This is a genomic window from Radiobacillus kanasensis (genome assembly GCF_021049245.1).
Taxonomy (GTDB): Bacteria; Bacillota; Bacilli; order Bacillales; family Amphibacillaceae; genus Radiobacillus; species Radiobacillus kanasensis.
This window is the reverse complement of sequence record NZ_CP088020.1, coordinates 3,000,450-3,026,886: the sequence shown is the minus strand read 5'-3', so window position 1 is coordinate 3,026,886 and position 26,437 is coordinate 3,000,450. Positions and strand designations below refer to the sequence as shown.

Here is a 26,437-nt window from a genome sequence, read left to right as displayed (position 1 = left end):
AATGAGGAAAATCGAAAATAAGACACGTATTTCGGTTGTCATTCTATTTATTTTATTTATAGTTACACCACTCATTCCCCTAATACTATCAAGTTTTTCCCATGGTTGGAGATGGCCAGAAATCATCCCACATGAGTGGAGTACGAGAGCATGGGAATATGTTTTTACGATGCATAGTGGAACATGGGACGCCGTTTTGACAAGCTTGGAGATTGCCTTCCTGGTCACCATTATTAATTTACTACTGGCACTTCCTGCAGCTAGCGTGCTAGGAAGAGTTTCCTTTAAGGGGAAATGGCTAATAGAAGGTCTTTTTTATGCCCCCATAATTGTTCCAGCATTTGTATCTGTTATGGGAATGTATATGACCTTTATCCGATTCGGATGGACGGATTCTATGACGGGTGTCATTATCGCACATCTAATACCAACCATGCCATACATGATAAGAGCCCTCGTTATTAGCTACCAAACGCTTGGATTCCAATGGGAAGAACAGGGCCAAATGCTTGGGGCAGGAAGCCTTCAGCGCTTCCGATATATTGTCATTCCACATTTAGTACCAGGCATTGTGGCAGGGTCCAGTTTAAGTATCCTCGTTTCCTTAAATCAATATATCATTACATTTCTTGTTGGGGGTGGGCAAGTAATGACATTACCACTTGTCATGTTTCCGTTTATTAGTGGAGGGGATCTAGCAATTGGATCTGCCCAGTCGTTAATTTTTATTGGTATTGCCATCATTGCTCTGTTTGTAATGGACTATCTATTAAAACATTACTACAACCATAAAGTCATGGTTCATGTGTAGGAGGATATGTGGATGGAATCTTTGGAACTGAAAGGGATTACCAAACAATTTGATAAGGAGAAAAAAAGATCAACAAGCCGTACGCTGTTTTCCTTAAAACAAACCGACATAGTGGTGAACAAAGGAGAGTTCTTTTCCTTGTTAGGTCCATCTGGATGCGGGAAAACAACTTTATTAAAATTAACGGCAGGATTGCTAATACCTGATCAGGGAGAGGTTTGGTTAGATCATGAGAACTTGACATCCGTTGTGCCTGAAAAAAGAGATTTCGGTTTGGTCTTTCAAGAACCTCTATTATTTCCTCATATGACAGTGGTGGATAATGTGGCATTCGGCTTGAAAATGAAGAAAGTTGGTAAACGAAAAAGACTAGAAAAATCGAAAGCGATTTTGGAAGCGGTAGGGCTGAAAGGACTCGAACATCGATACCCACATGCTTTAAGCGGTGGTCAGAAGCAACGAGTATCACTTGCTCGTGCTATTGTCGTAGAGCCACATGTTCTTTTAATGGACGAGCCTTTTAGTGCACTTGATCCAGAAACTCGCCAAGAAATGCGGGATTTAATAGCTCAAATGCATAGGAGATATAACATAACCATCCTTTTCGTTACACATGATCGACAAGAGGCTTTTCAATTATCAGACCGAATTGCGATTATGAAAAACGGTCAGGTACTGGAGATTGGTAGACCGAAAGAATTATATGAATGCCCTAGTGATCCAGAAGTTGCTAGGTTCTTAGGAGTAAACAATATTATCTATGGTTGTTTACAAGACGGCGTGTTTAAATCTAACCAGATTCAACTTCATCTCCCTTCCATGTATATAGACCAAAAACAGGCAGGATGCGTGATTATAAGACCAGAAACCCTTTCTATAATTAAGGCAGACCGTGCTGAAAACAATGAATTAAATCTCCTTGATGGAATTGTTTTAAACAAATCCTTTAATCAAGGTTTTGATTCTATTAAGGTTCAAGTGGGAGCAGAAGTACTAGAGGTTGTACAACGTGCTGAATTCTCACTAGCAAAAGGCGAGTCCGTATTTCTAAAGGTCGATCAGAACCAACTACATTTTATCCCGCATTAACGGGCAGTAATACCCCCACCTCAAGTCTTAAGTGAAACGAGAAGAATTGGTGGGGGTAAACTCCCCGTAAAAGTCCGATTCGTTCAACTAACAATCAGTGGGGGATGAAGAAAACCCCCACTGATTGAAGTTTCACTTTATAAGGGAATGAGGGCATTAACATGAGGCAAAAAGTAATAGTTGACTGTGACAATACGATGGGTGTTCAGGGAAGGGACATTGATGATGGATTAGCCCTTTTCTACCTATTAGGCAGTAAAGATGTTGAGCTTCTAGGTGTATCCACAACATTCGGGAATAGTGATGTAGATACAGTTTATCAAGTAACTCAGCAGTTATTTGAAGAATTCAATCTACACGATTTACCGTTGGTTAAAGGAATAGAAAAATCGGAAGTAATGGGAGAAGCGGCCTACTTTCTAGCAGAAACAGCTGCAAAGTATCCTGGGGAGATAACGTTATTGGCCACAGGCTCGTTAACGAATCTTTTTCAAGCATCACTTGTAGATGTCCATTTTTTTTCGAACCTTAAGCAAATTGTTTTGATGGGTGGAATTACAGAGCCATTAATGATAAATGGGAAAAGGTTGGGTGAACTGAATTTTTCGTCAGATCCGATTGCAGCTTACCATGTTCTTAGAGCTCAAACAAAAGTAACTACAATGACGGGAAACCTGTGTCTTCAGGCCTTTTTTGGAAAAGAACAGGTGAATTTTCTCAACCAATATCAGGATACGGGTAGCTACTCCTATTTATTAGGTAAGATTCGCCCTTGGATTCAGCATATGGACAAAGAATTTGGGCTTAATGGTTTTTACAATTGGGATACAACAGCCGCAGTCTATATCACACATCCGGAACTGTTTAAGGATTACCATTGTGTTACTACGGGAACGAAGGAACATTTAAAAACCGGAAATATCAAACCTGCAAAGCTAAGCCGTAATGGCAGTGAGATTAACATTCCAACAAGCATTGTAAATGTGCCCTTGTTTAATCAAACAATCTTGGAGGCATGGAAAAACATCGATATAGTCATCAATACGCACAACTAAAGTAGGATTATTTTTCCTTATTCTCCTTCATAGGATGAAGGGTATATAGCCTAATTAGAAATGAAGGGAGAAGGATACTTGTTATTAAGAGGAAAAGGTACTTCGGCCTATTTTTAATGGTTTTTTTGATTATGGGAATCTTGGCGGGATGTGGTGGTGATTCTGAGTCAGCTCATGAGGACGAAAATGAGAATACGGAACAGTATTACGCTTCAAGCGAAGACGAACTTGGAGAAGATCATGCGATTTATGTAGATAAAGATAAGCGTCAAGTGAAAGTGTATGCAACAGTAAATGGGAAGTACTTACGCAAACCAACACGACACGGATTGAATTGGATAGAAGGGTCGAACGGAGATAAAGCGGTGTTCTATGGCTATGCTAATCCGTTGGCTTTTTATAAGGCTTTAAACGAAATTGATGGAGACCCTGCGTTAGAAAGAGGTGGGGATAAAGAAAAAGCGTTTAAAAAAGAAGATGAAGGCAAGTTCATCAAAGGAGATACAGTAGAAGTTAACATTACGTGGGATGGTGCTGATAAAGTCTATGATATTAATGAAGTAATGGTCGATTCTACAGGGAAAAAAATTGTTTATCACTTTGGAGGCAATTATGAAGCAGCGAAGAAACATATGACAGGATGTTTTATGTGCTTCGATAGTTGCCCTGTTGGCATTGTAAGTAATGCTTCACAGCCAGTAGGGGCATTTAAAGATGGAAAAGTAAAATTTCATGGAAATCCAGATGTTTTACCAGAGGATGGAACACCAGTTGTGTTGACCTACCAAATTGTTAAATCTGAATAGAGAAGGATGGAATAGAGCTTGGGGGTTACGAAAATGATTACCGTTTTTCAAACGTGTATGCTTATTTTTAAGCAAGTGTTTATTTTTTCTCTAATCGGGTTAACGGCTGGATTAATTTCTATTCAAAGTGTATGGTTTGACATGCGTTTTGAAGGAGCCTATTTCATTACCGTACTCATAGGAGTAGTTTTATGGCTATCTTGTATTTTACTTATAACGGAAGGTAGCCCTCTTTCCCTGTTTGCCAAAGGAAAGCGCCTCTCACTCCTAATTGCATCTATATGTCTAGTTCTATCTAGCTTGGTTACGGTAAAAGATGGCAGTCTCTTATTTATGCCAGCTTATTTGATTAAGCAAGCCCTTTTTTTGGATCATGCATGGTCTATTTCTGCAATAAATGGCTTATGGGTAGGATGGATTGTCTTAGGATTTATTTCCATATTATGTACACGAGACGAATACTTATTAAAACAAAAAAGAGTGTTAACTACTAGTCAAAAATCAGGAATAGGTGTGTTAACGGGATTAGGTGCCTTATTTACTTTACTGTATCTGGGGCATGGAAAGTTTCAAATAACGATTAACGAAATCATTCAGATCATGCAGCAAGCAAATGTTTCTGTATTTCAGGAATACTTACTTTCGTTTGGACCTACTGCAGCTGTTGTTTCGGGTCTATTGATGGTATTTCAGTCTGTCATTGCTCCGTTACCTGCATTTGTCATAACGTTCGCGAATGGAGTTGTATTTGGATGGTTATGGGGCGCTTTATTATCATGGAGTAGTGCTATGGTTGGTGCAATATTGTGCTTTTATTTGGCTAGATGGCTTGGACGTCCTCTAGTTGAACGAATCGTGACAAAAAAAGCGCTCCAGTGGTGGGATCACTTTTTTCAAAAGTATGGCTCCTACTCAATCTTAATAGCTAGATTGGTACCAATTGTATCATTTGATTTGGTCAGCTATGCGGCAGGTATAACTCCAATCACGTTTCGGAACTTTTTCTGGGCAACAGGTTTAGGACAGCTTCCCGCAACGTTACTCTATTCCTATTTAGGTGAAACAGCTACAGGACTTGTACAAATCTTATTTTTTACATTTACTATTGGAATTGCTTTAGCGATTATAGGGGTGCTTCTTAAACCACACTTCCAAAGGGATAAAGGAGGAACTTCTGAACGATAGTTATTTTGTTTCTTGCTATGAATTAGAAAGCTTTTTTTACCTTTACACAAATAAAAGAGGTGCCTAGGCACCTCTTACAAAACATCTACAGTTTCGGTTGTTAATGGATATGTTGATTCAATATACCGTACAAATGGTTCTACAATGTCTTTATCAAATTGGGAACCTGCACATGCTTTTAGTTCAGCGATGGCTTCAGGGAACGACTTCGTGCGTTGATATGGTCGTTCGGTTGTCATCGCATCAAAAGAATCAATCACACAAAGAATTCTCGCTAGCTTCGGAATTTCCTGACCACTTAAGCCATGAGGATATCCTTTTCCATCAAATCGTTCATGGTGTAGTTCCACTAAAGGAGCAATGCTTTCAAACTTCTTGTTAGAAGATACAATTTCATGTCCCCATGTAACGTGCTTTTTGATAATTTCCCACTCATGATAGTCGAGCTTTCCTTGTTTGTTTATAATCTCTCGCGGGACTTCTACTTTTCCAATGTCGTGGATAAGAGCGCCAAGAATAAGCTGCTTTCTTTCTTGATCCTTCAAATCCAGTAATTGGCTAAATTCTACTGCGTATTTATAGACACGTTTACTATGACGATACGTATAAATGTCCTTTGCTAATAAGATGTTTAGTTGCTGCTCGATCTCTTCAATTGGTGCTTCTAAGCGATCTTCTTCTATTTCATTCCCAAAAATATGGGTGTTATTTTTCCCTTGCATTTTCGCATAGCTCATCGCTTGCGCAGCTTTACTTAGGAGTTCCGATGGAGTCACAATCTCTGGATGCAACTGGGCTATTCCCGCTGAAAAGGATAGGCAACCATAGGGGAGTAGCTCAACCCCATCGTAGTACGTATCATTAACTGTTTTTCTCAGACAGTCTATAAAAGAACTAGCAGTCTCTGCCGTTGTATCAGGAAGGATAAAAACAAATTCCTCCCCGCTAAATCTACCAATTGAATACCCTGTATCTTTAACGGATTTACCTAATTGTTTACCGAGTTCTTCTAGAAGCTTATCTCCTTTTAAGTGTCCGTTTCCATTATTATACTTTTTAAAATCATCTATATCGATAAAGGCAATACTCAACGGTTTATGATTTTCTTTCGACTCTCTAAAAACCTTATCGAGTAATTCCTTTGTATATCCGTGGTTAAATAATCCTGTCAGTTGATCGATATTTGCTTTCCGTGCTGCGTCTTTATACAGCTTGAAATGTTGTTTAAAGGCAAAAGAAAGTATTAAAGCCAGTCCTACAAAAAGCATAAGACCGAAGAAAGGCTCTGATTGGAATAATAATACTAATACAATCGCTAAAATAAGGGTGCTCACATAGCTTTCAATCGTTCCGCGAGTCATCCCTTTAAACATTTTAATGGCATTATTCTTTTTCTCATATGTGACAAAATAAAGCATGATTAATAATGCATTAATCATGAAGTACCAGGTTAAAGCAATAACATAAGAATAAAGGGAATCTAAATGAATATTCCCGACACTACCATTTGTCCATTGAAACACAAAGTAAGAACTATAAATCATGATGGAATAAATCGAAAAATTATAGAGATGAACCCACCAGGCCGTTTTTCGTTCATAAATAAATTGAATGATGCTCGTATAAAATAACACGCTTAGTGCAATTTGAATGTCAAAATAAAAAAGACATGCCAAATAGACGGCAGAGTCCATGGACATTGAATTACCTTCAGGTGGCATTTGAATTCTAAAGTGGGTAAGCAATAAATTAGCCCCAATTAGGGCATAACCTAGTACCCAATCACTCAAGTTGTTGAAGGTAAAAGCTCCAAATACGAAGAAAATAGTTAGTCCAATCCCGTTGATGAGAAGCATATATAGTTTATTAGTAAGATGATCTAGGGGAGTTTTCATATATACATCACTCTCTATTTGTTTAGGAGGAGAGTGGACTCCTCCTAAATATTATTGGCCACCAGTACCAATTAGTTTGAAGCCTGAAGTCAAGCCACCTACTAATGTAGCGATGATGAATGCATTAAGTAAAAATACAGATAGCTTCACTTTAAAAGCGTCACGCTTTTTCATTTCGTTCATTGTATTTCACCTCCTTTAAGATCACTAGATTCATAGGATATATGTGAATTTTCATTATCCTTGTTTAACATAAGATCTTGGATAAAGAGGAAAATACCAACATTCATGATGACATCTCCAATACTAATAACTTGGCTCCTTGGATAAGGAGGTCCAACTGGAATAATATCACCGAGAAAGGCGAACGTAGTAGATTGCGTTAAAAGCTCATGTTTGGCATAAAAGCCATTTTTAATAGCTTCCATGTACATAGGATCCAACCCGGCTGCTGCTTCTGCGGACACAGGCATACGACCGCCATTCGTGATCATGACAAGGAAGTTTAAGAATACCCCAACGAATACGAGGGGAAGTCCTTTTTGGTGTCGGTTTACCCATAAAAACAGCAATCCTAACACGTAAACGATGATATAGACATAGCCACTAGCTTGTCCAATCCACTCCACTTTATTTTGGAAATAAAAGACTCCAAGTTGAATGGCTAGTAAAAGTGGAAACATCCAGCCCCATTTAAATAAGGGTTGGGTCAGTTTAGATAGGTTCCCTTTTCTTATAAATCCGACAATAACAGACAGAATAATGCCATCAATAACCATGAAAGAACCACCTTCATTTATTTTACCTCGAATCGTTGAAAAGATAAAGATGTCAACGAATGGGAAATTTTATCTCTTTATTAATCATAAGGGGAGTTTTTGTAAAATTCAAACGAAAATATACCCAAAAATTCGACAAATTTTTAATGTTGTATTAGGAAAATTATCCTATAAAAAAAGAGTGCTCGGATTTTGAGCACTCTTTCTGTATTTATTCCGCTACATTTTTCTTTAAAATCCCTAATAGTAAAGCCGTAACGACAGTCCCAATTAAAATGGCTAGTAAATACATGAAAGGATTTCCTTCTATAAGAGGGAAAACGAATACTCCACCGTGAGGAGCAGGAAGCCCGATATCGAAAAGCATAGATAATCCACCAGCTACTGCTGAACCTGCTACAACGGATGGAATAACACGCGCTGGGTCTGCTGCAGCAAATGGGATTGCTCCTTCCGTAATAAAGGATGCTCCCATAATTACGTTCGTTACTCCTGCACCTCTTTCTTCCCTAGTAAACTTTCTACGGAAAAGGAAGATAGCCAAGGCAATACCTAATGGCGGAACCATACCACCAGCCATAATGGCAGCATGTGGAGTTAATATTCCATCTGCAATCATTGCAATACCGAATGTATAGGCCGCCTTGTTAATAGGACCACCCATATCGATTGCCATCATACCTCCCAAAATAATACCTAATATAACAGCATTTGCGGTGCCCATACTTGTTAACCATTCACCAAGTGCCGTGTTAAAGAGACTCACTGGTTTGTCGATAACAAAGAACATGACCATACCTGTTATAAAAATACTTAGTAATGGGTATAAAAGGATGGTTTTTATCCCTTCCAAGGAAGCGGGGAAGTTGGCCAAAGCCTTTTTCAATCCTATTACAACATAACCAGCTAAGAAACCGGCAATAAGTCCACCTAAAAATCCTGAACCACCATGTGCTGCCATAAATCCGCCAACCATACCTGGTGCGAGACCTGGCCTATCCGCTATACTCATGGCAATAAAACCAGCTAATACAGGAACCATTAGACCGAAGGCATTTCCTCCACCGATGGTGTTTAGTGCTTCCGCAAAACGGTTATAGTCTTCGTCACCCGGTACGTGGGAAGTAATACCAAACATGAATCCTAATGCAATAAGAATCCCACCACCAACAACGAATGGTAACATATGAGAAACACCGTTCATTAAGTGTTTGTAGAAAGCATTTTGTCCGGATTTTTTATCTTCTGAAGCGGAAGTATTCCCACTTCCTTGATAAGCTGCAACATTTCCGCTTAATGCTTTTTCAATCAAATCTTGAGGCTTGCGGATACCGTCCGCTACAGGAACTTCAACGACTGGCTTTCCGCTAAATCGATTCATTTCAACTTTTGTATCTGCAGCGACAATAATCGCATCTGCACTTGCAATTTCTTCAGGTGTTAGCACGTTTTTAGCTCCACCCGATCCACGAGTTTCTACTTTAATGTCAACGCCGAGCTCTTTTGCTTTTGCTTTTAACGCATCGGCAGCCATATACGTGTGTGCAATTCCTGTTGGGCATGCCGTAACAGCTAAGATTTTTTTGTTAGTCACATTCTTTGCATTTCCGTTATCTTCTGATTCTTTTTCTTGTTCCTTTTGATTAATAAGCTCCAAAACCTCTTCATTAGAAGTTACTTCTAAAAGTTTTTGCCGAAACGCATCATCCATGAGCATAACAGATAGACGAGCTAACGTTTCTAAGTGGTCGTTGTTCGCCCCTTCTGTTGCTGCAATCATGAAAAAGAGGTTCGTTGGTTTCCCATCAAGGGATTCATAGTCAATGCCATCTTTTGAGCGGCCGAAGGCAATGGCAGGAACTTTAACGGCATCTGTTTTGGCGTGTGGGATGGCGATACCGTCTCCGAGGCCAGTTGTTGTTTGTGCTTCTCTCTTTAATATTGCTTCTTTATATGTCGCTTTATCGTGTAGTCGTCCGGCTTGGTCCAACGTATCGACAAGCTCATCGATAACAGCAGATTTGGTCTGTCCGGTTAAATTTAGATTAATCGTGTCCGCTCTTAACAAATCAGTGATTTTCATACAATCCCTCCTAATTTGACACAGTTATCACATTTGTCTTTTGCTGATAGTCTCCCAAAATATCTTCTTCTGATTCATTCGTAATAATCGTAGCTGCATGTAGATCAGTAATTTTGGAAAAGGTAACTTCATGGAACTTTGAATGATCACACAACACATAAACTTGCTGTGCAAGATGAGTAGCCAGTTTCTTAATGTTGGCTTCTTCTGGGTCTGGTGTTGTGAACCCGTACTCTGGATGAACGCCATTCACTCCAATAAAACTCTTATCAAACCGGTACTCCTTTAAACTATCGGAAGCTCTTCTCCCGATTAAAGCCTTTGTTTTCCACTTAATAAAGCCACCTGTAAGGTAACAATCCAATTGTTTCTCCGCTAATGCTTCCAAGTGGGAAAGGCCGTTCGTGACGACTGTGATGTTTTTCGCCTGTAGAAAAGGAATCATTAGATAGGTCGTCGTTCCAGCGTCTAAAAAGATACAATCCCCATCTTTTACAAGTTGAGCTGCATGTGCTGCAATCATTTGCTTCTCAGATTGGTTTCGTGTAGATTTGGCATCCATATCTAACTCTTCGCCTTTTTGATGGAGAAGAGCTGCTCCACCGTGTACTCTCTTTAGCTGTTTCTGTTCTTCCAGAAAGCTTAAGTCACGTCGAATGGTCGATTCAGAAGAATGTAGCTCCTCTACTAAATCTTGAATGCGGACTACTTCTTTCTGCTTTAGTAAATCGAGAATTATTCGTTGTCTTTCCTCTGTAAGCACGTTAAAACACCGTCCTTTCTGAAGCGTTTTCAAAAGTGAAACACTTTATTTGATATTTATCTTAACTGAAGCGTTTTCAAAAATCAATCATTTTCTATCAAAATCATTCAAAATATTTCATGTTGGTGAATGAAAGTGAAAGGGAAGGTGTGGGGAAGGGAAGTCTGCTTACTCAGTGACGAAAACAAGAGGCGGGGAAATCTCACTCTTCTCTAAAGATCGAACGGTTACGAATCTTCTTCGTATTTGATATAAATTGCGACGTAACGTTAATTAAAAATTTATTGAGAAAATAAAATAATAAAGTGAAACTTGATGCCGCGCTTCGGCAGAATACTCCGCTTTCCGCAGGCACGGACTCAGCCAGGCTGCTACATCGAATAATCATCTTTGCTGCCTTGCACCGAGGAAGCTTACTTCAAAGCGTTACTAGAAGACGCAGGTGCATCTTTCGGGGTCTTCACCTCGTGCTTTCCCGCAGACAAGGAAGACTTCGGTAGCAATACATCGCACGAAGAAAATGGATTTTTATTTTCGAGGAGTCTCCGTATTCTACCTACGCTCAGGTATGGTTTTCTGATATTAATGCAGAGCATTGCTAGAATAAAACAAGTTGATTGTGATCATTCAGTCGCTATTTTTATAAAGGTGACAGTTTGATAGGGCGCTGATATTCAATCCTTTATAATTACAGAAACACAAAGACAAGTGTTCCTTAAACTTGAATAAAGGAACAGATGCCCTATACAATGTTATAACAAGGTGGAAAGTTACAGTGGACAGTTGTCCTGTCGGCTATAACCTTCTTGCAGGACCATTAAATAATTGTCTACCGCATATAGTATGTTGAATGGAGTGGAGGGTAATCGACTCCGGCGGGAACAGCACGAGTTGAAGACCCCGCAGAAAAGCGAACTTTGCTTTTTGAGGAGGCTGAGGCCGTGCCCGCGGAAAGCGATTACCCGCAACGGAAATCAGTATCGTACACACACCGAGCAGTCACAAAACCGATAGTTTATAGCACCTTTTAGTATTTCGTTATGACGCAGTCTATATATTATCAGCAATAAAATGTACAAAAGAAACCAAAAAGAAAAATCCGAACTGATTCGAATTCTAATGATAGAATTCGAACCGTATTTCGGATTTTATGTTTAAAATACTTTTGTTCAAACCTCTTGTAACGGAATCAGCCTGTATTTCGTAGACCTGCTGCAATTCCGTTAATGGTTAACAGTACTTCAGTCAGTAAATCATCTGCTGATTGGTTATGTTTATTTTCTTTACGTAATTCGGAAATTAACTCCACTTGGAATAGGTTTAGTGGGTCCACAAATGGATTTCGTAGACGAACCGATTCCTTAATGTTTGGCGTATGATCTAGTAACTCTGATTGGCCTGTAATTTGAAGGACAACCTCTTTTGTGAGTTCGTATTCTTTTTCAATCTCTCCAAAGATACGTTTCTCGATGGTTTGGTCATTGACCATTTTTGAGTATTCTCTACCTGTAGTAAGATCAGCTTTTGTAAGGGCCATTTGTAAATTGTTGATTGTTGCTTTAAAGAACGGCCAAGAACGATACATATTTCTTAGCAGTGTCCAGTCCCCAGTTTTATCTACAAACTTCTGTAACCCTGTTCCAGCCGCATACCAGCCAGGTAACAGCTGACGGCTTTGTGTCCAAGCAAATACCCATGGAATGGCACGTAAGTCTTCAAAACGACTACTTCCTTTACGGCTCATTGGACGAGATCCAATGTTTAAATCCCCAAGCTCATTAAGTGGAGTAGCCTCTCTAAAGTACGTCAAGAAGTCTTTATCCTTAAAGATAAGATCTTGATATTTTGCTAAAGCGAAATCAGAGATTTCACTCATCGCTTGTACCGCTTCTGGTGTAGGCATTAAATGCTGCTCCGGATGACTTGTGATGCCAGAGATCGCAGTCATCATCGTAGTTGTTGCTTGCTCTAAACTTCGATAGGCTATGTCGGATAACAAGTAACGAGAAGAAAGCACTTCTCCTTGCTCCGTAATTTTGACACCATCTCCAAGTGTAACAGGTGGTTGGGATAAAAGACTTGCGTTTAGTGGTCCACCACCACGACCTAATGATCCACCACGACCGTGGAAATACTTAAGCTTCACTCCATATTCAGATGCAATGTCGTGAATTTCTTGCTGTGCTTTGTACAGCTCCCAGTTTGCGGTCAAGGTCCCACCATCTTTACTACTATCGGAATACCCAAGCATAATTTCTTGGAGATCTTTTCTAGCTGTAAGGTGTTTTCGATAGAGTGGAATATCAAACAATTGCTTGATCATTCCAGGACCATTTTTTAAGTCATCGATTGTTTCTAATAATGGTGCAATATGCAGCTTACTAATGATTCTTCCGTTCGGATAAACACGATAAAGTCCAGCTTCTTTTGCAAGTACTAGAACTTCGAGTAAGTCACTAACCGATTGCGTCATACTAATAAGGTAAACTTCAATCGCACGTTCCCCAAATGTGTTATGTGCTTGCTTGATCATTCGGAACGTATCGATAATTTCTTGTGTTTCTGATGTGTACGTGTCGTATATCGAGATCATCGGACGAGGGTCCTCTAACACAGAGCACAATACTTGTACTTTTTCTTCCTCAGGAAGCTCTTTATAGTTCGGTGAAATGTTCACAGCCTTTAATACTTCTGCTACTGCGGACTCATGCTCCCCACTGTGGTTCCGAATGTCGAGGGAAGCCAAGTGGAATCCAAACAATTCTACTTGTCGGATGATTTTACGCAACAGTTTGATAGGATTACTAGTCGGATGGTGCAAAGCAATACTATCTTTGATTTGGCTTAAATCTTCTAATAATTGCTGGGCAGTCTCATAACCGCCTGTTTTGTTTTCTTTTACAAGCTCAAGCTTTTTCAGCATAATCGAAAGCTTTACTCGATAAATCTCATCTTCACTTGGCCAAGGGTCATCCTTGATTAAGTCTTTTTCCGCTTCGACTGCTTCTTGAATCGCATCACTTACTTGAACCACTTTTGCAGAATGACTGAGAAGCTCACGTAAAGATTCTAAGGATTGACGATATTTTTTCAACACCAGCTCACGATGAGTTTCAAGGGTTTCCCGCGTTGTGGTTGCTTTAACATTCGGGTTTCCATCACGGTCCCCGCCGATCCAAGAACCAAAACGTAAAAAGGAAGGTACCTCATATTTTCCTTCAAAATGATCGTTCATTAAGTCCTCTAAATCCTGATGAATACGTGGAAGGACATCAAATAACACATGGTCAAAATAGTATAGACCATTTTCTACTTCATTCATAACGGATGGTTTTCGCTCTCGTATTTCGGTTGTTTGCCATAAAATCGTAATTTCATTTGAAATTGTTTCTTCAATTGTCTTTTTCTCATGACGAGTAAAGACGTAATCTAACCCTTTTAACAAGCCTGCAATCCGTTGATGAATTTGTAGGATGGTTCTTCTTGTAGACTCCGTTGGGTGAGCTGTAATAATAAGTTCTAGTGATAAGGTTTGAAGCATGTCGGAAATGATTTCTGGTGAAATGTTGTTCTTTACAAGTTTGGCTACACCATCCTCTAGGGAACCAGGCTGAATAATATCCGTATCCTGGGATTGATACTCTCTACGTCTACGACTACGGTAATTTTGCTCCGCAATATTGACTAGATGTAAATAGACAGAGAAGGCACGGATTACATTTTTGCGAAGCGATGGTTCTAACGATGCCAACTCCTCTTTAATTTGCTCATAAGCTTTCTGGTCTTTTGTTTCTCTAAGTGTTTGAGATAATGTGCGGATTTTCTTAACTTTTTCTAGCAGTACCTCTCCACCCTCATGGAACAAAACGTTATCTAATAGCTCTCGAAGATGATCCATATCTCTATGGAGGGTGTTACTTGGTGTTGGTTGTGTTGTTTTCGTTTCGATTATAGCCACGTCCTTTCTAAGCGTTTTGAAACGATTTTTTCCCTCATAACTATCTTTTTCTTTACGGTATAAGGAAATGAATGACAATAAGGTAAATAAATAGCCTGTAAAATAGACATATTGTCATTCTAACATTTTTTAAATATTTTGTTAATTCATATGACCCGCGTTGAGAAGGCAAAACACATTTCTATCTATATATTATAGAAGAAACTTGAAGATTTAGCACATATAAGACCAAAGACTTAGTTGAAATTATAACGCAAGGTCGTTATATCTAGCATGGATTCTATTTATGATAGAGACATGAAAGGAGAGAACAAGCATATGAAAACATTCTTACTCGCTTTACTAGCAATCGCGGCAGCCGTTTTGATCGTCTCAAACATAGGACCGATGATTCTACTAGCTGTTAGCTTAGTCGTATCCTATTACTCGATTAAAAAGTTTGTCCTTGCTAACTCAGTTACAGAAAAAATCCTCTGGGGATTTGTCATCTTGATAGGTATATCCTTATCCCTAGCAAACATTCCAGCTTTCATAGGCGTAGTTGCCTTTGTTGTTCTGTACTACACCTATAAAAAATGGAAGAAGGATAAAGAAGAAAAATTGTTCACGAAAGACGAGATTTTATTTTAAATGCGTGTTCAAAAAGGAGGATAAATAGCGCACAGAAATTCAAGGCGGTTTTTGAGAAGCAAGCCAACGCAGAAGTTCAAAGCGATTTTTACACTATCATATATATAGTTTTTTGGATGATAGTATAAGTTCAACTAAGGCTTAACCTGCGCCATTCGGCTTGGTTTCGCCAAGTTTCCTTTACCGGACTTTTTGAACATCCTCTTTAACAAAATTACTTTAAAGGAGAATGAAAATGTCTAACCTATTTACACGTTTGAAAGATACGGTGGTAGCAGACTTCCATGAAATGCTTGACCAGAAAGAAGAGAAAAATCCAATGATTCAATTAAATGAATATGTAAGGCAATGCGAGCAGCAAGCGAAGAAGATTCGCGCATTAGTTGAAAAACAGTACTTAGTCAAACAAGAATTCTCGAAAGAATACAATCATGCAAAAGTGATGCTTGAAAAAAGAACTCGTCAAGCGGAACTAGCTGCAGAGGCAGGCGAAGTAGAGCTTCAAGAGCATGCAGAGCAAGAAAAGGAATTGTATCAAGAAAGAGTGGACAAGCTATCCGCTCTAAGAGACCAATCTATAAAAGAACTAGAGATGCTAGAAAGTAAATACGAACAAATGAAATACAAAATTAAAGAGCTTTATGTGAAGAGACTAGAACTAAAAGGAAGAGAAAATGTGGCGAAAGCTCATCAAGGGATGAATCGAGTGCTTCAATCAGATCTTGCTTCCAAAAGCATTTCAAAGTTTTCTGATTTAGAAAATTATATTGAACGATTAGAAGAAAAAGTAAAGTCCGACTACCGGATGCATACGTTAGATGCAAGATTAGCCGAGCTTGAAAAAAATAAATATACTACTACTTAATCTATTCGTGGTAATCTAGGAAGAGAGGCGTGTCTAGCACGTCTTCTCTTTCGTATTAATCTTCTCTATTTTCAAGCTATAGAGAAAAGGAGAGCCATATGAGACAGAAAAAAAGTTTTAATGTTGTAGATATATTATTAATCCTAACTGCAGTGATATTTGTATTTGAATTTGTTCTATATGGACCAGGACTACTCATTTTAGTTGGGGTACTCACTTTTGGGATTTACCTTGGAAAGAAAAACTTTGAAAAAATGTGGGGAAAGGTTTTATTTTGGAGTGCCGTTCTATTAATCCTTATTACCATAATGGATACACTAGCTTTTAAATTTCTCGCACTATCCATCCTTACCTACTTTTTATATAAACTTTATAAGTCTAGACAAGAACCATACCATTTTCGACCAGAGTTCGACCAAGTGATCAATCAGGATGATACGATTCAGCGGATTCAGACTCTTTTCACAAACAAATGGTTTGGTTCACAGCATACAACAAACTCTGCTTATGAATGGACGGATGTAAACATCCAATCTGGTATTGGAGACACGGTAATTGACTTAAGCTATACGATGATTCCGAAGGATCCTCCTGTTATTTCCATCCGAAATATTGCAGGAACAGTGCAAATTCTCGTTCCTTATGATGTCGAAGTTTCCGTTCAGCATTCGGTGTTGTTTGGATCTTTACGTATTTTTAATTATGCTGAGCAAAACATGTGGAACAAAGTGGTCCATTTCAAAACAGAGCAATTTGACGAATCCAATCAAAAGGTCAAAATTTTCACCTCTACGATAATAGGGAAAATCGAGGTGAAACGAGTATGAGTATTTTTAAACGATCAATTGGTTCGGGGATCCTTGCTTCTCTGCTCGTTATCGCGATGTCTTTTGCTTTGTTTTTCGTGGCTTTTCCATTAGATAATTGGCAGGCTCTTTGGAATATGCGAGTTTTTGAGCTTCCGATTGTGTTGGACATCTTAATAGGTGCTCTTTTTCTTGGGAGTGTAATTGGAGCTTGGAATGGTTGGTATTGGAAGCAACGATTCAAAGAGCTAGAATCTGGTTTAGAGCAATTACAGAAGGGGACTTTTAAAGAGGAAGAGTTTCCAATTGTCCTTTGTGAAATGAAACAAGTCGCAGAAAAGCTATCCGCCACTCAACGCTACTTAATGGAGCAAACGAAAATCTCACAAAAGCTAGTAGATGAACGTGTGGAAGATCAAGAAAAGAAAATGGAAGAAGTTATATCGGAAGAAAGAAACCGTTTAGCGAGGGAACTGCATGATTCGGTGAGCCAAGAGTTGTTTGCCGCGTCGATGATGGTATCCGCTATTACAGAAGGGAATGTAAATTGGGACGACTTAACGGCGAAGCAGCTTCAGCAAGTAGAGATGATGATTCAGCAGTCCCAACTAGAAATGAGAGCATTACTTCTTCACTTGCGACCAGTAGCATTGAAGGATAAATCCTTAACGGATGGAATGAAACAGCTGTTAGAGGAACTCAAGCAAAAGGTTCCAATCGAAGTGACCTGGAAGATGGAGCCTGTTCCACTAAGTAAAGGTGTGGAGGATCACTTATTTCGAATTTTTCAGGAATCAGTTTCCAATACGTTACGTCATTCCAAAGCCAGGTCGTTAGATATTTGGCTGAATGAAAGAGATGGATTTGTCATTTTACGTGTCATGGATGATGGCATTGGCTTTGATTTAGAAGAGAGTCAGTCCGGTTCCTATGGCTTACAAAATATGAAAGAAAGAGCGGCTGAGGTAGGAGCTACCTTACGAGTGGTGAGTATTCCAAATCAAGGAACACGCTTAGAGGTTCGAGTTCCGATAATTGGTACAGAAGGTGATGAGAATGATTAGAGTTCTGTTTGTAGATGATCATGAAATGGTGCGAATCGGAGTGAGCTCCTATTTGTCTGTACAACCAGATATTGAAGTCATTGCAGAAGCGGACAACGGGAAAAAAGGAGTGGAGCTGGCATTAGAGCTTCGTCCTGATGTTATTTTGATGGATCTCGTTATGGATGAAATGGACGGGATTACAGCGACGAAGAAAATTATGGAGGAATGGCCAGAAGCGAAGATTATTGTCGTAACGAGCTTTATTGATGATGATAAAGTGTATCCTGCTCTAGAAGCGGGAGCGACGAGCTACATTTTAAAGACTTCGAAGGCTAGTGAAATCGCAAAAGCTATTCGTCAGACCCATCAAGGAGAATCTGTGTTTGAACCAGAGGTTACTTCCAAGGTGATGTCTAAGCTCAGACAGAAAAATTCTCCCTCTCCCCATGAATCTTTAACCGCAAGAGAAATGGAAATTCTTTTATTAATCGCGGAAGGTAAATCTAATCAAGAGATTGCCGATGATTTATTTATTGCGTTAAAAACAACGAAAGTCCACGTAAGTAATATTTTAAGTAAATTAGAAGTCCAGGATAGAACGCAAGCTGCGATTTATGCGTTTAAGCATGAGTTGGTGTAGGGGAAAAGGGCGAATAGTTCACTTCCTGTGAAGATTAACATACTGTTTCGTATCGTAAATTTTGGAATTGATTAAATGTAAAAAAGGCTTGGATATAAACCTTATCTAAGCCTTTTTGAATGGCTAAATGTTGGTTGTTATACTGAAGTTGCACTCGGTAGTGAGATGACAAAAGAGTGCTGATTGGTCGACTATTTTGGCGGACATACAGTACCTTATTGTCTGAAATTCCATTTAGTGGTATGTGCAGGTTATAAGTTTGATTTAGGATGAATAGCGGAACAGGTGTCCTTGAACAATATAAAACGCTGCTTTGCTTCAAATAGCGGAATCAATGTCCACTTAACAAGTTAGTCTATAATTAGACCTTCTGTGTTTTTTTATCAAAGGGACGGGTGGGATCTGCATGACTCTTTTATCCTTAATTCTGAATGAAATCTAGTAATATTTGGAACGGTGCGTTACTATATTAATAGTAGGTTCTTTCACCTTAGTTTTTACACCTATAAATGTAAGCGATTACAATTTAGTGGGAGGAATGTGTAATGAAGTATGCAGTACCGAACAGTCCAGGAGCAAAGGTTGATTTCAAGGAACGCTACGACAACTTTATAGGGGGAGAATGGAGACCACCGGTAAAAGGTCAATACTTCGATAATGTTAGTCCAGTAGATGGAAAAGTATTTTGTCAGATTGCTAGATCGTCTGCAGAGGACGTGGAGTTAGCGTTAGATGCAGCACATGCAGCTAAAGAAGGATGGGGAAAAACATCTCCTGCGGAACGGGCAAACATCTTAAACAAAATTGCTGATCGTATGGAAGAAAATTTGGAAATGCTAGCAGTCGCTGAAACATGGGATAACGGAAAAGCGGTTCGGGAAACGTTAGCGGCTGATATTCCGTTAGCCATTGATCACTTCCGCTACTTTGCAGGAACGATTCGGGCACAAGAAGGTAGCATCAGCCAAATAGATGAGGACACGGTTGCTTATCATTTCCACGAACCACTAGGGGTTGTAGGACAGATTATTCCATGGAACTTCCCTATTCTAATGGCAACTTGGAAACTTGCTCCGGCTTTGGCTGCTGGTAATGCCGTTGTATTAAAGCCTGCTGAACAAACTCCGGCATCCATCCACGTCTTGATGGAATTGATTCACGATTTACTGCCAAAGGGTGTTTTAAATATTGTAAACGGATTTGGCTTGGAAACTGGAAAGCCATTGGCTTCAAGTAATCGCATTGCGAAGATCGCTTTTACAGGTGAAACGACGACTGGTCGTTTGATTATGCAATATGCGTCAGAAAACATTATTCCGGTAACGCTTGAATTAGGAGGGAAATCACCGAATATCTTCTTTAAAGATGTCATGGATGAAGATGATGGCTTCTTAGATAAGGCGATTGAAGGACTTGTTATGTTTGCTCTGAATCAAGGGGAAGTATGTACATGTCCATCTAGGGCATTAATCCATGAATCCATTTACGATAAGTTCATGGAGCGTGCTTTACAGAGAATTGAATCCATCAAAATTGGTCATCCACTAGATACGGAAACGATGATGGGTGCTCAAGCCTCACAAGAACAACTGGAAAAAATCAAGTCTTACTTAGCTATTGGAAAGCAAGAAGGAGCGGAAGTGCTAATTGGTGGGGAAGTGAACCAATTAGATGGTGATCTTGCTAGTGGGTATTATGTAAAACCAACTGTTTTTAAAGGGAATAACGAGATGAGAATCTTCCAAGAGGAAATTTTCGGACCTGTCTTATCTGTAGCTACCTTTAAAGATGATGAAGAAGCTTTAAAGATTGCCAATGATACGTTGTATGGGTTAGGAGCTGGAGTCTGGTCCCGTAACGTGCATACTGCATACCGCTTTGGACGTGCAATCGAAGCGGGAAGAGTATGGACGAATTGCTATCATGCTTATCCAGCTCATGCCGCATTCGGTGGCTATAAAAAATCCGGTATTGGAAGAGAAAACCATAAAATGATGCTGGATCATTACCAACAAACAAAAAACTTGCTCGTTAGCTACAGCACAGAGGCAACGGGATTATTTTAACCTTGATCTGAAGGAGGAGGTAAAAGTGGTAGAGAAAGTCATTGCAACAGATCCCACGGTGGAATTAATCGGAACATTAAAGGAGCGACACGGTCCTCTCCTTTTCCATCAATCTGGAGGCTGCTGTGACGGAAGCTCTCCAATGTGTTTTCCTAGAGATGAGTTTAAGGTGGGTCAATCGGACGTTTTGCTAGGGCACATTGGCGATACACCATTTTATATGTCTAAGGATCAGTATGAATACTGGAAGCATACCCAACTAATCATTGATGTTGTCGATGGAAGGGGCGGGATGTTTTCGCTCGAAGGACCAGAGGGAAAACGGTTCCTGACACGGTCTAGAGTGTTTTCGGAGGAAGAGAAAGAAGAATTGAATAGATTGTAGATATGTAGCCTAGCACTGTGTGACAATGTGCTAGGCTTTTATATTATTTTTTCGACAACCCCAACAGCTTAATCAGCGGCTGAATCGTAAGACCCTGCACAAATAAGGAAAATAGCACGACAGAGAAAGTAAGTAATAATACGGTTTCCCTTCCTTCAAAGCTGCTAGGTAGGCTTAATGCTAAGGCGATGGACAAGCTTCCTTTGAGACCACCCCAATTCAAAAGTAGTCGCTCTTTTCGAGTGATGTCCTTTAATAAAGCGGTACTGCCGTATAAAGCTATGGTTCTTGCGATTATAACTAGTAGGATGCCAACTAGGATAATGGACCACTTTCCAGTGAAGTCAATATTTCGGATTTCTAACCCAATTAGTAAGAAGATAATTGAATTGGCAATGAGCGTAATGACATCCCAAAACGTGTTAATATTGGTGTGAGTTTGCTTAGACATTCCGATTTTTGCTCCATAATCACTAAAGACGAATCCTCCTGCAACAACGGCAATTACCCCAGATACTTCAATATGCTCTGCAATGAAATAGCTCCCGAAAAACAATAACGCGGAGACGGCAATCTCAAATGGATAATCGTCATAGAAACGAATGATTTGAGACGCGATAAAGCCAAGGATTACCCCGACTAAAGCACCACCTATAGCAAATTTGAAAAATAAAAAGACTCCACTTGCAAATCCTTCCCATCCCATTTCGATATAGGTCAACAGGAAAATGGACGAGATTTTGAAAAGCACGACGGCAATTCCATCGTTAAATAGAGACTCCCCTTCCATAATGGTCGATATTTTTTGCGAAACCCCAGCAGATTTAAAGATAGACAGAACGCTAATTGGATCGGTCGCACTCATAAGCGCTGCAAATGTAAAGGCGACGGTAATGGGCAAGTCAAGCAAATAGTATGTAGAGAACCCGATTAGTAAAAAGGAAAGTAATGTTCCAATCAGCGCTGTGCTCATTACCGCCTTTTTCCGCTCGACAATGTGATGGAACGGTAATTTCAAGGTTGCATCGCCTAATAATATGGGGAGGAATAAAGAAATGATGATAGCTTGAAAGATGTTTGATTGGGTAATAAAATGTTCTGCTTCTTCTAGTAGAGGGATCGGCCCTTGAATCAAACCGAATATGAGCCCCACGAGAACGAGTGCAATCGTATAAGGCTGGTTGAGTTTTTTGGCTACTCCGATTACAAAAATAGAGATGGCAAGTAGGATTAAAATTTGGATAAATACTTCATTAAATTCATGCATCATTAAAACTCCTATCACATGGATTCCATTGTCTCATTATGTCCAATACATGTAAGTTACATAATGAAAAAAGGAGTAATCTAAGATACTCCTACACATTATTCGATCACGTACAGTCTTTTACCGGTTTCGGGGTGGAAATAAACATATACTGGGACTTTGCTTTTCGTATCAATAAAAGATTCTGAGGTTTTTTCAAATCCAGGTGGTACTTTGTTAATATGGACAAATTTGCCACGATTTCGTTTATCTGTACGATTACTGATGATTAATAAGACGAGAAATAAAACAATTTGAAAGATTAAGTAACCGATCACAAACTTCATCATACATCCGTCTTCTCCAACGTCACCGCTGTTCCGTAAGCGACAATTTCACTCATGTTTTGACTGATACTGCCAGAGTCAAAGCGGAACATAATAATGGCGTCTGCTCCCATTTGCTGAGCATTTTCAATCATGCGATCCATTGCTTCTTTTCGAGCATCTTCTAGCATTTCAACATACTGTCGTACCTCACCCCCAACGAGTCCTTTAAAAGCTGCCGTAATATCTTTTCCAAGGCCACGTGCCCTTACGGTTAACCCAAAGGCAGGGCCTTTTATTTCTTTTACGGAATACCCCGGTACTTGTTCGCCTGTTATTACTATCATCATAATTCCTCCTCGTGGGACTTTTTATATTATGTAATACGAAAATAGCTGAAGTTATGTTTCATTCTTCGTCGCTTAGCCAATAAATTAAGAATAATGGCACAATGAAGATATCATGCAGCAATAGCTTCGTCCAGCTCCAGCGCCCAGCAACTAGCGAGACTTCCCTCACCTCTGTCCGATAAGTCAACATCGATTCGCGAGGAAGGAAGGCCAACTAAACCCGGGCTTTGCGCCCAACGTTGGCATACCCCTTTGAAGGGGCATGTTTCCTTTATCTCCGACGGTTCAGTCCAGTCCGTACGTTGCTAACCGGGCGCTTCCGCTTTTGTTAGTTGTGTTTCCACCTGTTTTGTATTAAAATCTTCCTTTGGACTGATACAGAAAAGGTGAGTGATCACATGCCACGTAACATATGGTTATTAATCATCGGGATGGCAATTAACGTAACAGGGGCTTCTTTTATTTGGCCACTGAATACGATTTATATGCATAATGAACTTGGAGAATCACTCGCATTTGCTGGGGTTATTTTAATGTTAAATCAAGGCTTTGCAATAGTAGGGAACCTTATCGGGGGTAGTCTTTTTGATCGATGGGGTGGGTATAAAACCATTTTAACAGGTTCATCGATTGCGGTTGTCGCAGCTACCTTACTGGCATTTTTTCATACGATAACAGCATATACACTTTTATTGATTGTAATGGGATTTGGTTCTGGAATAACGAGACCAGCTATGTTTGCCATGGCAGGTTCTGTATGGCCAGAAGGTGGACGCCGTGCGTTCAATTCTATTTATGTGGCCCAAAATCTAGGGGTAGCTCTTGGCGCTTCCATCGGTGGTTTCGTGGCAGCTTTCTCGTTTGGCTATATTTTTATTGCTAATGCTGCGATTTATATTTTGTTCTTTATATATGTGTTTCTCACTTACAAAAATATGGATACCAACACTCATACTGGTTATGCAGGTGTAAAGGCTTTGAATACGAAAATAAAAGACAAGACTGCTTTTCGGGCGTTACTCATTCTTAGTGTAGGTTTTTTCATGTGCTGGATTGGCTACGTTCAGTGGCAAACAACGATTGCATCTTATACACAGGATTTAGGGATTCCAATTAACCAGTACAGTCTACTGTGGACGATAAATGGATTCCTAATTGTAGCTAGTCAACCTATATTGAAAATAGTAACGAAAAAGATAGAAGATCCTAGAAAGCATATTTATATTGGAAATACGATTTTTATTTTATCATTTATTGTTGTGTTATATGCTCAATCGTTTACGATGTTTGCGGTAGCTATGGTGATATTAACGATTGGAGAAATGCTTGTCTGGCCAGCAATCCCAACACTGGCAAATCAGCTTGCTCCAAAAGGGAGAACGGGATTTTACCAAGGGTTTATCAATAGTGTATCTACAGCAGGACATATGATTGGACCGCTTCTTGGTGGGTTCATTGTCGATCAATACCATATTGAAATTCTATTCTATATCCTTATAGGGCTGTTTATAATCCCTTATTGGACAACTTATCGATACAACAAGGGATTGCCGGCAGAAAAAGAGTTACACACTAGTTGAATCATCGCTTAAATGAAATGCATCGGTATCGGTACAACTTGAACAAGGGTGCGTAGCCGTAAATAAATCGGTATAGAAGGTATGGAAGCCTCTCCCGTTACATTCCGGACAAATTGTTGATTCGTGATTTTGCTTTTCTGAATCCATACGCCGTGACCCCCTTTTTGTTTAGTTTGATGTAAAAAGGAGATTTCATACTGTAGATACAAAAAAACAGGTAGAACGGAATTCGTTCTACCTGTTTACATGATGAGGATGGTCGCTTGAAACCATGTCAAGGTCTGCGGCGGATGCGTTTGATATCACTTGCTCTGGTGTCTTACATCCAGGAATGACTACACTTACTGCTGGATGTTTTAAGCACCATGCAAGTGCCCAAGCAGACATTGGTACATCTTTTGGCACTTCGTGCTGTTCGATTTCTTGCACGAGACGTAGCAATTTTTCAGTTTCTTGCTGATTATGTCTAGAGCGAACATCATCTTTTTTAAAGGTAACACCAGGCTTGTATTTTCCACTAAGATAGCCACTAGCTAATGGAACTCTTGCTAATACGCCTAAGTTCTGCTCTTCACTAAGTGGAAAGACGGTGTCTTCTGGTTTGCGGTCTAAGCGATTATAAACGACTTGAATAGCTTCAGCATGTATGTCGGAAGCAGCCTTCGTCTGGAAGGTGTCATCGTTTGTACGTAACGAAATGCCTAAGTGACGAATTTTTCCTGCTTGAACCTGTTTGTCTAGCATCGTCCATAGATCATCATTATCAAATTCTTCATCAGAACAGGAATGGGCTTGGTAAAGATCTATGTAGTCGGTTTGGAGAGACTTTAATGAATGGTCTAATTGCTTCAGCACTTCATCTGGCTTCCAATGCCTCGTTCTTTCAAAGTTTTCAATGAAGTGATGGCCGAATTTCGTTGCAACAATCCAATCCTCTCTATTCCTTCTAGTTAAATAATCTCCAATGAAAGATTCAGACAAGTGATCCCCATAGCATTCTGCTGTGTCAATTAGGTTAATTCCTTGTTCTTGTGCCGTGTCTAAGATGGCATCCACTTCCGATTGAGTAAAATTCTTTCCCCACTCTCCTCCAAATTGCCATGTTCCTACTCCAATAACAGAGGACTCTAAGCCGGTTTTTCCGATTTTTCTATATTTCACTTTTATCACCTCATAGTCTTAATCTAAGTATAAGTATAACAAGGATGCTTGATGTTGTAATATCTAGTGTTTATGCGCATATAGTAACGTTGTCCACTTTTTGTTAAGATGATACTAATATACAGAGAAAAATAAGAGAAAAGATGGGGTGAACGGGTTGGTGGAAGAATTATCAGGAGTGCTACCAGCAATCAAGCATGCAAAGGATTTTGAAAAGGTATTAAAAAGTAAAAAACAAAAGTACATGGTATTTTTAGAATCGAGACTTTCACAGATTCCGAATCTAGTACGATATGCAAAAAGAGAGAACAAAAAAGTACTGATTCATGCAGACTTAATCCAAGGACTAAAAGCAGATGAATACGGGATTGAATTTTTGATTAGAGATGTAAAAGTGGACGGAATCATTTCAACTAGAGGTAATGTAATTGGGCTAGCAAAAAAGCATAATCTATTAGCGATTCAAAGACTATTTGTACTAGATAGTCATGCATTGGAACATAATTTAAAGATCATTAATAATGTTAAACCAGACTACATAGAAGTGTTGCCAGGACTGATCCCAAAAATAATTCGAGAAGTAAACGAATCAACCAATCTTCCAGTCATTGCTGGGGGATTAATTCGAACAGAGGAAGACGTGGAAAATGCTATGGACGGGGGAGCAAAGGCAGTTACAACGTCTAACTCCAGTTTGTGGGATCTTTGAATTATTCGGTTTGAACTACCACAGTCTTTAGAACTGTGGTTTTTTCATGGAATTTTGGAGTCGTGTTTGAAAGTATTTGCTGGTTTTTAGAAAGTATTAGAAAGTTTTATAAAAGTAAAGGGATCTGGTATGAAAGTAATCTTCTTAGAATTGAAAGTTTTTATAGGAAATTAGAAAGTACAATAGATAAGGTGATCTAAAAC

Annotated in this window: 24 protein-coding genes; 14 read left to right on the top strand and 10 right to left on the bottom strand. The window is 39.4% G+C overall.

All coding sequences use genetic code 11. The features are described from left to right. Position 1 precedes the first annotated feature (1 nt). The 5 genes from KO561_RS15755 to KO561_RS15735 all read left to right on the top strand — a co-directional run bounded on the left by KO561_RS15755 (position 2) and on the right by KO561_RS15735 (position 4,946). A complete protein-coding gene (locus tag KO561_RS15755) occupies positions 2 to 811 on the top strand; it encodes an ABC transporter permease (RefSeq protein ID WP_231094221.1) in 810 nt (269 codons plus the stop codon). Positions 812 to 823: 12 nt separating this feature from the next. After that, positions 824 to 1,900: an ABC transporter ATP-binding protein gene (locus tag KO561_RS15750; RefSeq protein WP_231094220.1), complete on the top strand. Its 1,077-nt coding sequence runs from the start codon at positions 824 to 826 to the stop codon at positions 1,898 to 1,900. 161 nt (positions 1,901 to 2,061) lie between these two features. Further along, positions 2,062 to 2,955, top strand: coding sequence for a nucleoside hydrolase (locus KO561_RS15745; RefSeq protein ID WP_231094219.1), 894 nt, complete (start codon positions 2,062 to 2,064; stop codon positions 2,953 to 2,955). Positions 2,956 to 3,086: 131 nt separating this feature from the next. Beyond that, the gene (locus tag KO561_RS15740; RefSeq protein WP_231094218.1) at positions 3,087 to 3,761 is read left to right on the top strand and encodes a YdjY domain-containing protein; all 675 of its coding nucleotides are present in this window, start codon (positions 3,087 to 3,089) and stop codon (positions 3,759 to 3,761) included. 33 nt (positions 3,762 to 3,794) lie between these two features. After that, positions 3,795 to 4,946, top strand: a complete 1,152-nt coding sequence (locus KO561_RS15735) for a TVP38/TMEM64 family protein (RefSeq protein ID WP_231094217.1) — start codon at positions 3,795 to 3,797, stop codon at positions 4,944 to 4,946. A 74-nt stretch (positions 4,947 to 5,020) separates the two neighbouring features. Here the strand turns inward: KO561_RS15735 and KO561_RS15730 are convergent, their stop codons facing one another. The 6 genes from KO561_RS15730 to ppc all read right to left on the bottom strand — a co-directional run bounded on the left by KO561_RS15730 (position 5,021) and on the right by ppc (position 14,364). After that, positions 5,021 to 6,841 (bottom strand): bifunctional diguanylate cyclase/phosphohydrolase, encoded by a 1,821-nt coding sequence (locus KO561_RS15730; RefSeq protein WP_231094216.1) that lies wholly within the window; start codon positions 6,839 to 6,841, stop codon positions 5,021 to 5,023. 51 nt (positions 6,842 to 6,892) lie between these two features. Beyond that, positions 6,893 to 7,024 (bottom strand): hypothetical protein, encoded by a 132-nt coding sequence (locus KO561_RS20455; RefSeq protein WP_269140665.1) that lies wholly within the window; start codon positions 7,022 to 7,024, stop codon positions 6,893 to 6,895. Further along, positions 7,021 to 7,620 (bottom strand): DUF5317 domain-containing protein, encoded by a 600-nt coding sequence (locus KO561_RS15725; protein WP_231094215.1) that lies wholly within the window; start codon positions 7,618 to 7,620, stop codon positions 7,021 to 7,023. Before KO561_RS15725 ends, KO561_RS20455 begins: the two co-directional genes overlap by 4 nt. 211 nt (positions 7,621 to 7,831) lie before the next feature. Continuing rightward, positions 7,832 to 9,703 carry a PTS fructose transporter subunit IIABC gene (locus KO561_RS15720; RefSeq protein ID WP_231094214.1) on the bottom strand — a complete coding sequence of 624 codons (1,872 nt, stop codon included), beginning with the start codon at positions 9,701 to 9,703 and terminating at the stop codon, positions 7,832 to 7,834. A 10-nt stretch (positions 9,704 to 9,713) separates the two neighbouring features. Then, a complete protein-coding gene (locus tag KO561_RS15715) occupies positions 9,714 to 10,466 on the bottom strand; it encodes a DeoR/GlpR family DNA-binding transcription regulator (RefSeq protein ID WP_231094213.1) in 753 nt (250 codons plus the stop codon). Positions 10,467 to 11,655: 1,189 nt separating this feature from the next. Next, positions 11,656 to 14,364, bottom strand: a complete 2,709-nt coding sequence (ppc, locus tag KO561_RS15710; protein ID WP_231097199.1) for a phosphoenolpyruvate carboxylase — start codon at positions 14,362 to 14,364, stop codon at positions 11,656 to 11,658. Between the two features lie 378 nt (positions 14,365 to 14,742). Here ppc and KO561_RS15705 point away from each other — a divergent pair, with 378 nt between their 5' ends. From KO561_RS15705 to KO561_RS15675, 7 genes are all read left to right on the top strand, one after another. Further along, positions 14,743 to 15,054: a lmo0954 family membrane protein gene (locus KO561_RS15705; RefSeq protein ID WP_231094212.1), complete on the top strand. Its 312-nt coding sequence runs from the start codon at positions 14,743 to 14,745 to the stop codon at positions 15,052 to 15,054. 235 nt (positions 15,055 to 15,289) lie between these two features. Continuing rightward, complete coding sequence (locus KO561_RS15700) at positions 15,290 to 15,919, top strand: PspA/IM30 family protein (RefSeq protein WP_231094211.1); 630 nt, start codon at positions 15,290 to 15,292, stop codon at positions 15,917 to 15,919. Positions 15,920 to 16,017: 98 nt separating this feature from the next. Next, positions 16,018 to 16,746 (top strand): cell wall-active antibiotics response protein LiaF, encoded by a 729-nt coding sequence (gene liaF, locus KO561_RS15695; protein WP_231094210.1) that lies wholly within the window; start codon positions 16,018 to 16,020, stop codon positions 16,744 to 16,746. Continuing rightward, positions 16,743 to 17,789, top strand: a complete 1,047-nt coding sequence (locus KO561_RS15690) for a sensor histidine kinase (RefSeq protein ID WP_231094209.1) — start codon at positions 16,743 to 16,745, stop codon at positions 17,787 to 17,789. Before liaF ends, KO561_RS15690 begins: the two co-directional genes overlap by 4 nt. Next, on the top strand, positions 17,782 to 18,411 hold the full coding sequence (locus tag KO561_RS15685; protein ID WP_231094208.1) for a response regulator: 630 nt from the start codon (positions 17,782 to 17,784) through the stop codon (positions 18,409 to 18,411). The genes KO561_RS15690 and KO561_RS15685 overlap by 8 nt, the downstream gene beginning before the upstream one ends. A gap of 545 nt (positions 18,412 to 18,956) precedes the next feature. After that, the gene (gene adh / locus KO561_RS15680) at positions 18,957 to 20,477 is read left to right on the top strand and encodes an aldehyde dehydrogenase (RefSeq protein WP_231094207.1); all 1,521 of its coding nucleotides are present in this window, start codon (positions 18,957 to 18,959) and stop codon (positions 20,475 to 20,477) included. 25 nt (positions 20,478 to 20,502) lie between these two features. Further along, positions 20,503 to 20,862 carry a DUF779 domain-containing protein gene (locus tag KO561_RS15675; protein WP_231094206.1) on the top strand — a complete coding sequence of 120 codons (360 nt, stop codon included), beginning with the start codon at positions 20,503 to 20,505 and terminating at the stop codon, positions 20,860 to 20,862. A gap of 43 nt (positions 20,863 to 20,905) precedes the next feature. Here the strand turns inward: KO561_RS15675 and KO561_RS15670 are convergent, their stop codons facing one another. The 3 genes from KO561_RS15670 to KO561_RS15660 all read right to left on the bottom strand — a co-directional run bounded on the left by KO561_RS15670 (position 20,906) and on the right by KO561_RS15660 (position 22,781). After that, positions 20,906 to 22,129: a cation:proton antiporter gene (locus KO561_RS15670; RefSeq protein WP_231094205.1), complete on the bottom strand. Its 1,224-nt coding sequence runs from the start codon at positions 22,127 to 22,129 to the stop codon at positions 20,906 to 20,908. Positions 22,130 to 22,227: 98 nt separating this feature from the next. Further along, complete coding sequence (locus tag KO561_RS15665) at positions 22,228 to 22,458, bottom strand: hypothetical protein (protein ID WP_231094204.1); 231 nt, start codon at positions 22,456 to 22,458, stop codon at positions 22,228 to 22,230. Further along, positions 22,455 to 22,781, bottom strand: coding sequence for a heavy metal-binding domain-containing protein (locus KO561_RS15660; protein ID WP_231094203.1), 327 nt, complete (start codon positions 22,779 to 22,781; stop codon positions 22,455 to 22,457). The genes KO561_RS15665 and KO561_RS15660 overlap by 4 nt, the downstream gene beginning before the upstream one ends. A 401-nt stretch (positions 22,782 to 23,182) precedes the next feature. Between KO561_RS15660 and KO561_RS15655 the strand changes: the two genes are divergently transcribed. Next, positions 23,183 to 24,364 carry an MDR family MFS transporter gene (locus KO561_RS15655; RefSeq protein WP_231094202.1) on the top strand — a complete coding sequence of 394 codons (1,182 nt, stop codon included), beginning with the start codon at positions 23,183 to 23,185 and terminating at the stop codon, positions 24,362 to 24,364. 234 nt (positions 24,365 to 24,598) lie between these two features. Here the strand turns inward: KO561_RS15655 and KO561_RS15650 are convergent, their stop codons facing one another. Beyond that, positions 24,599 to 25,525, bottom strand: coding sequence for an aldo/keto reductase (locus tag KO561_RS15650; protein WP_231094201.1), 927 nt, complete (start codon positions 25,523 to 25,525; stop codon positions 24,599 to 24,601). A gap of 160 nt (positions 25,526 to 25,685) precedes the next feature. Here KO561_RS15650 and KO561_RS15645 point away from each other — a divergent pair, with 160 nt between their 5' ends. Further along, the gene (locus KO561_RS15645) at positions 25,686 to 26,234 is read left to right on the top strand and encodes a glycerol-3-phosphate responsive antiterminator (RefSeq protein WP_231094200.1); all 549 of its coding nucleotides are present in this window, start codon (positions 25,686 to 25,688) and stop codon (positions 26,232 to 26,234) included. Positions 26,235 to 26,437: the final 203 nt, after the last annotated feature.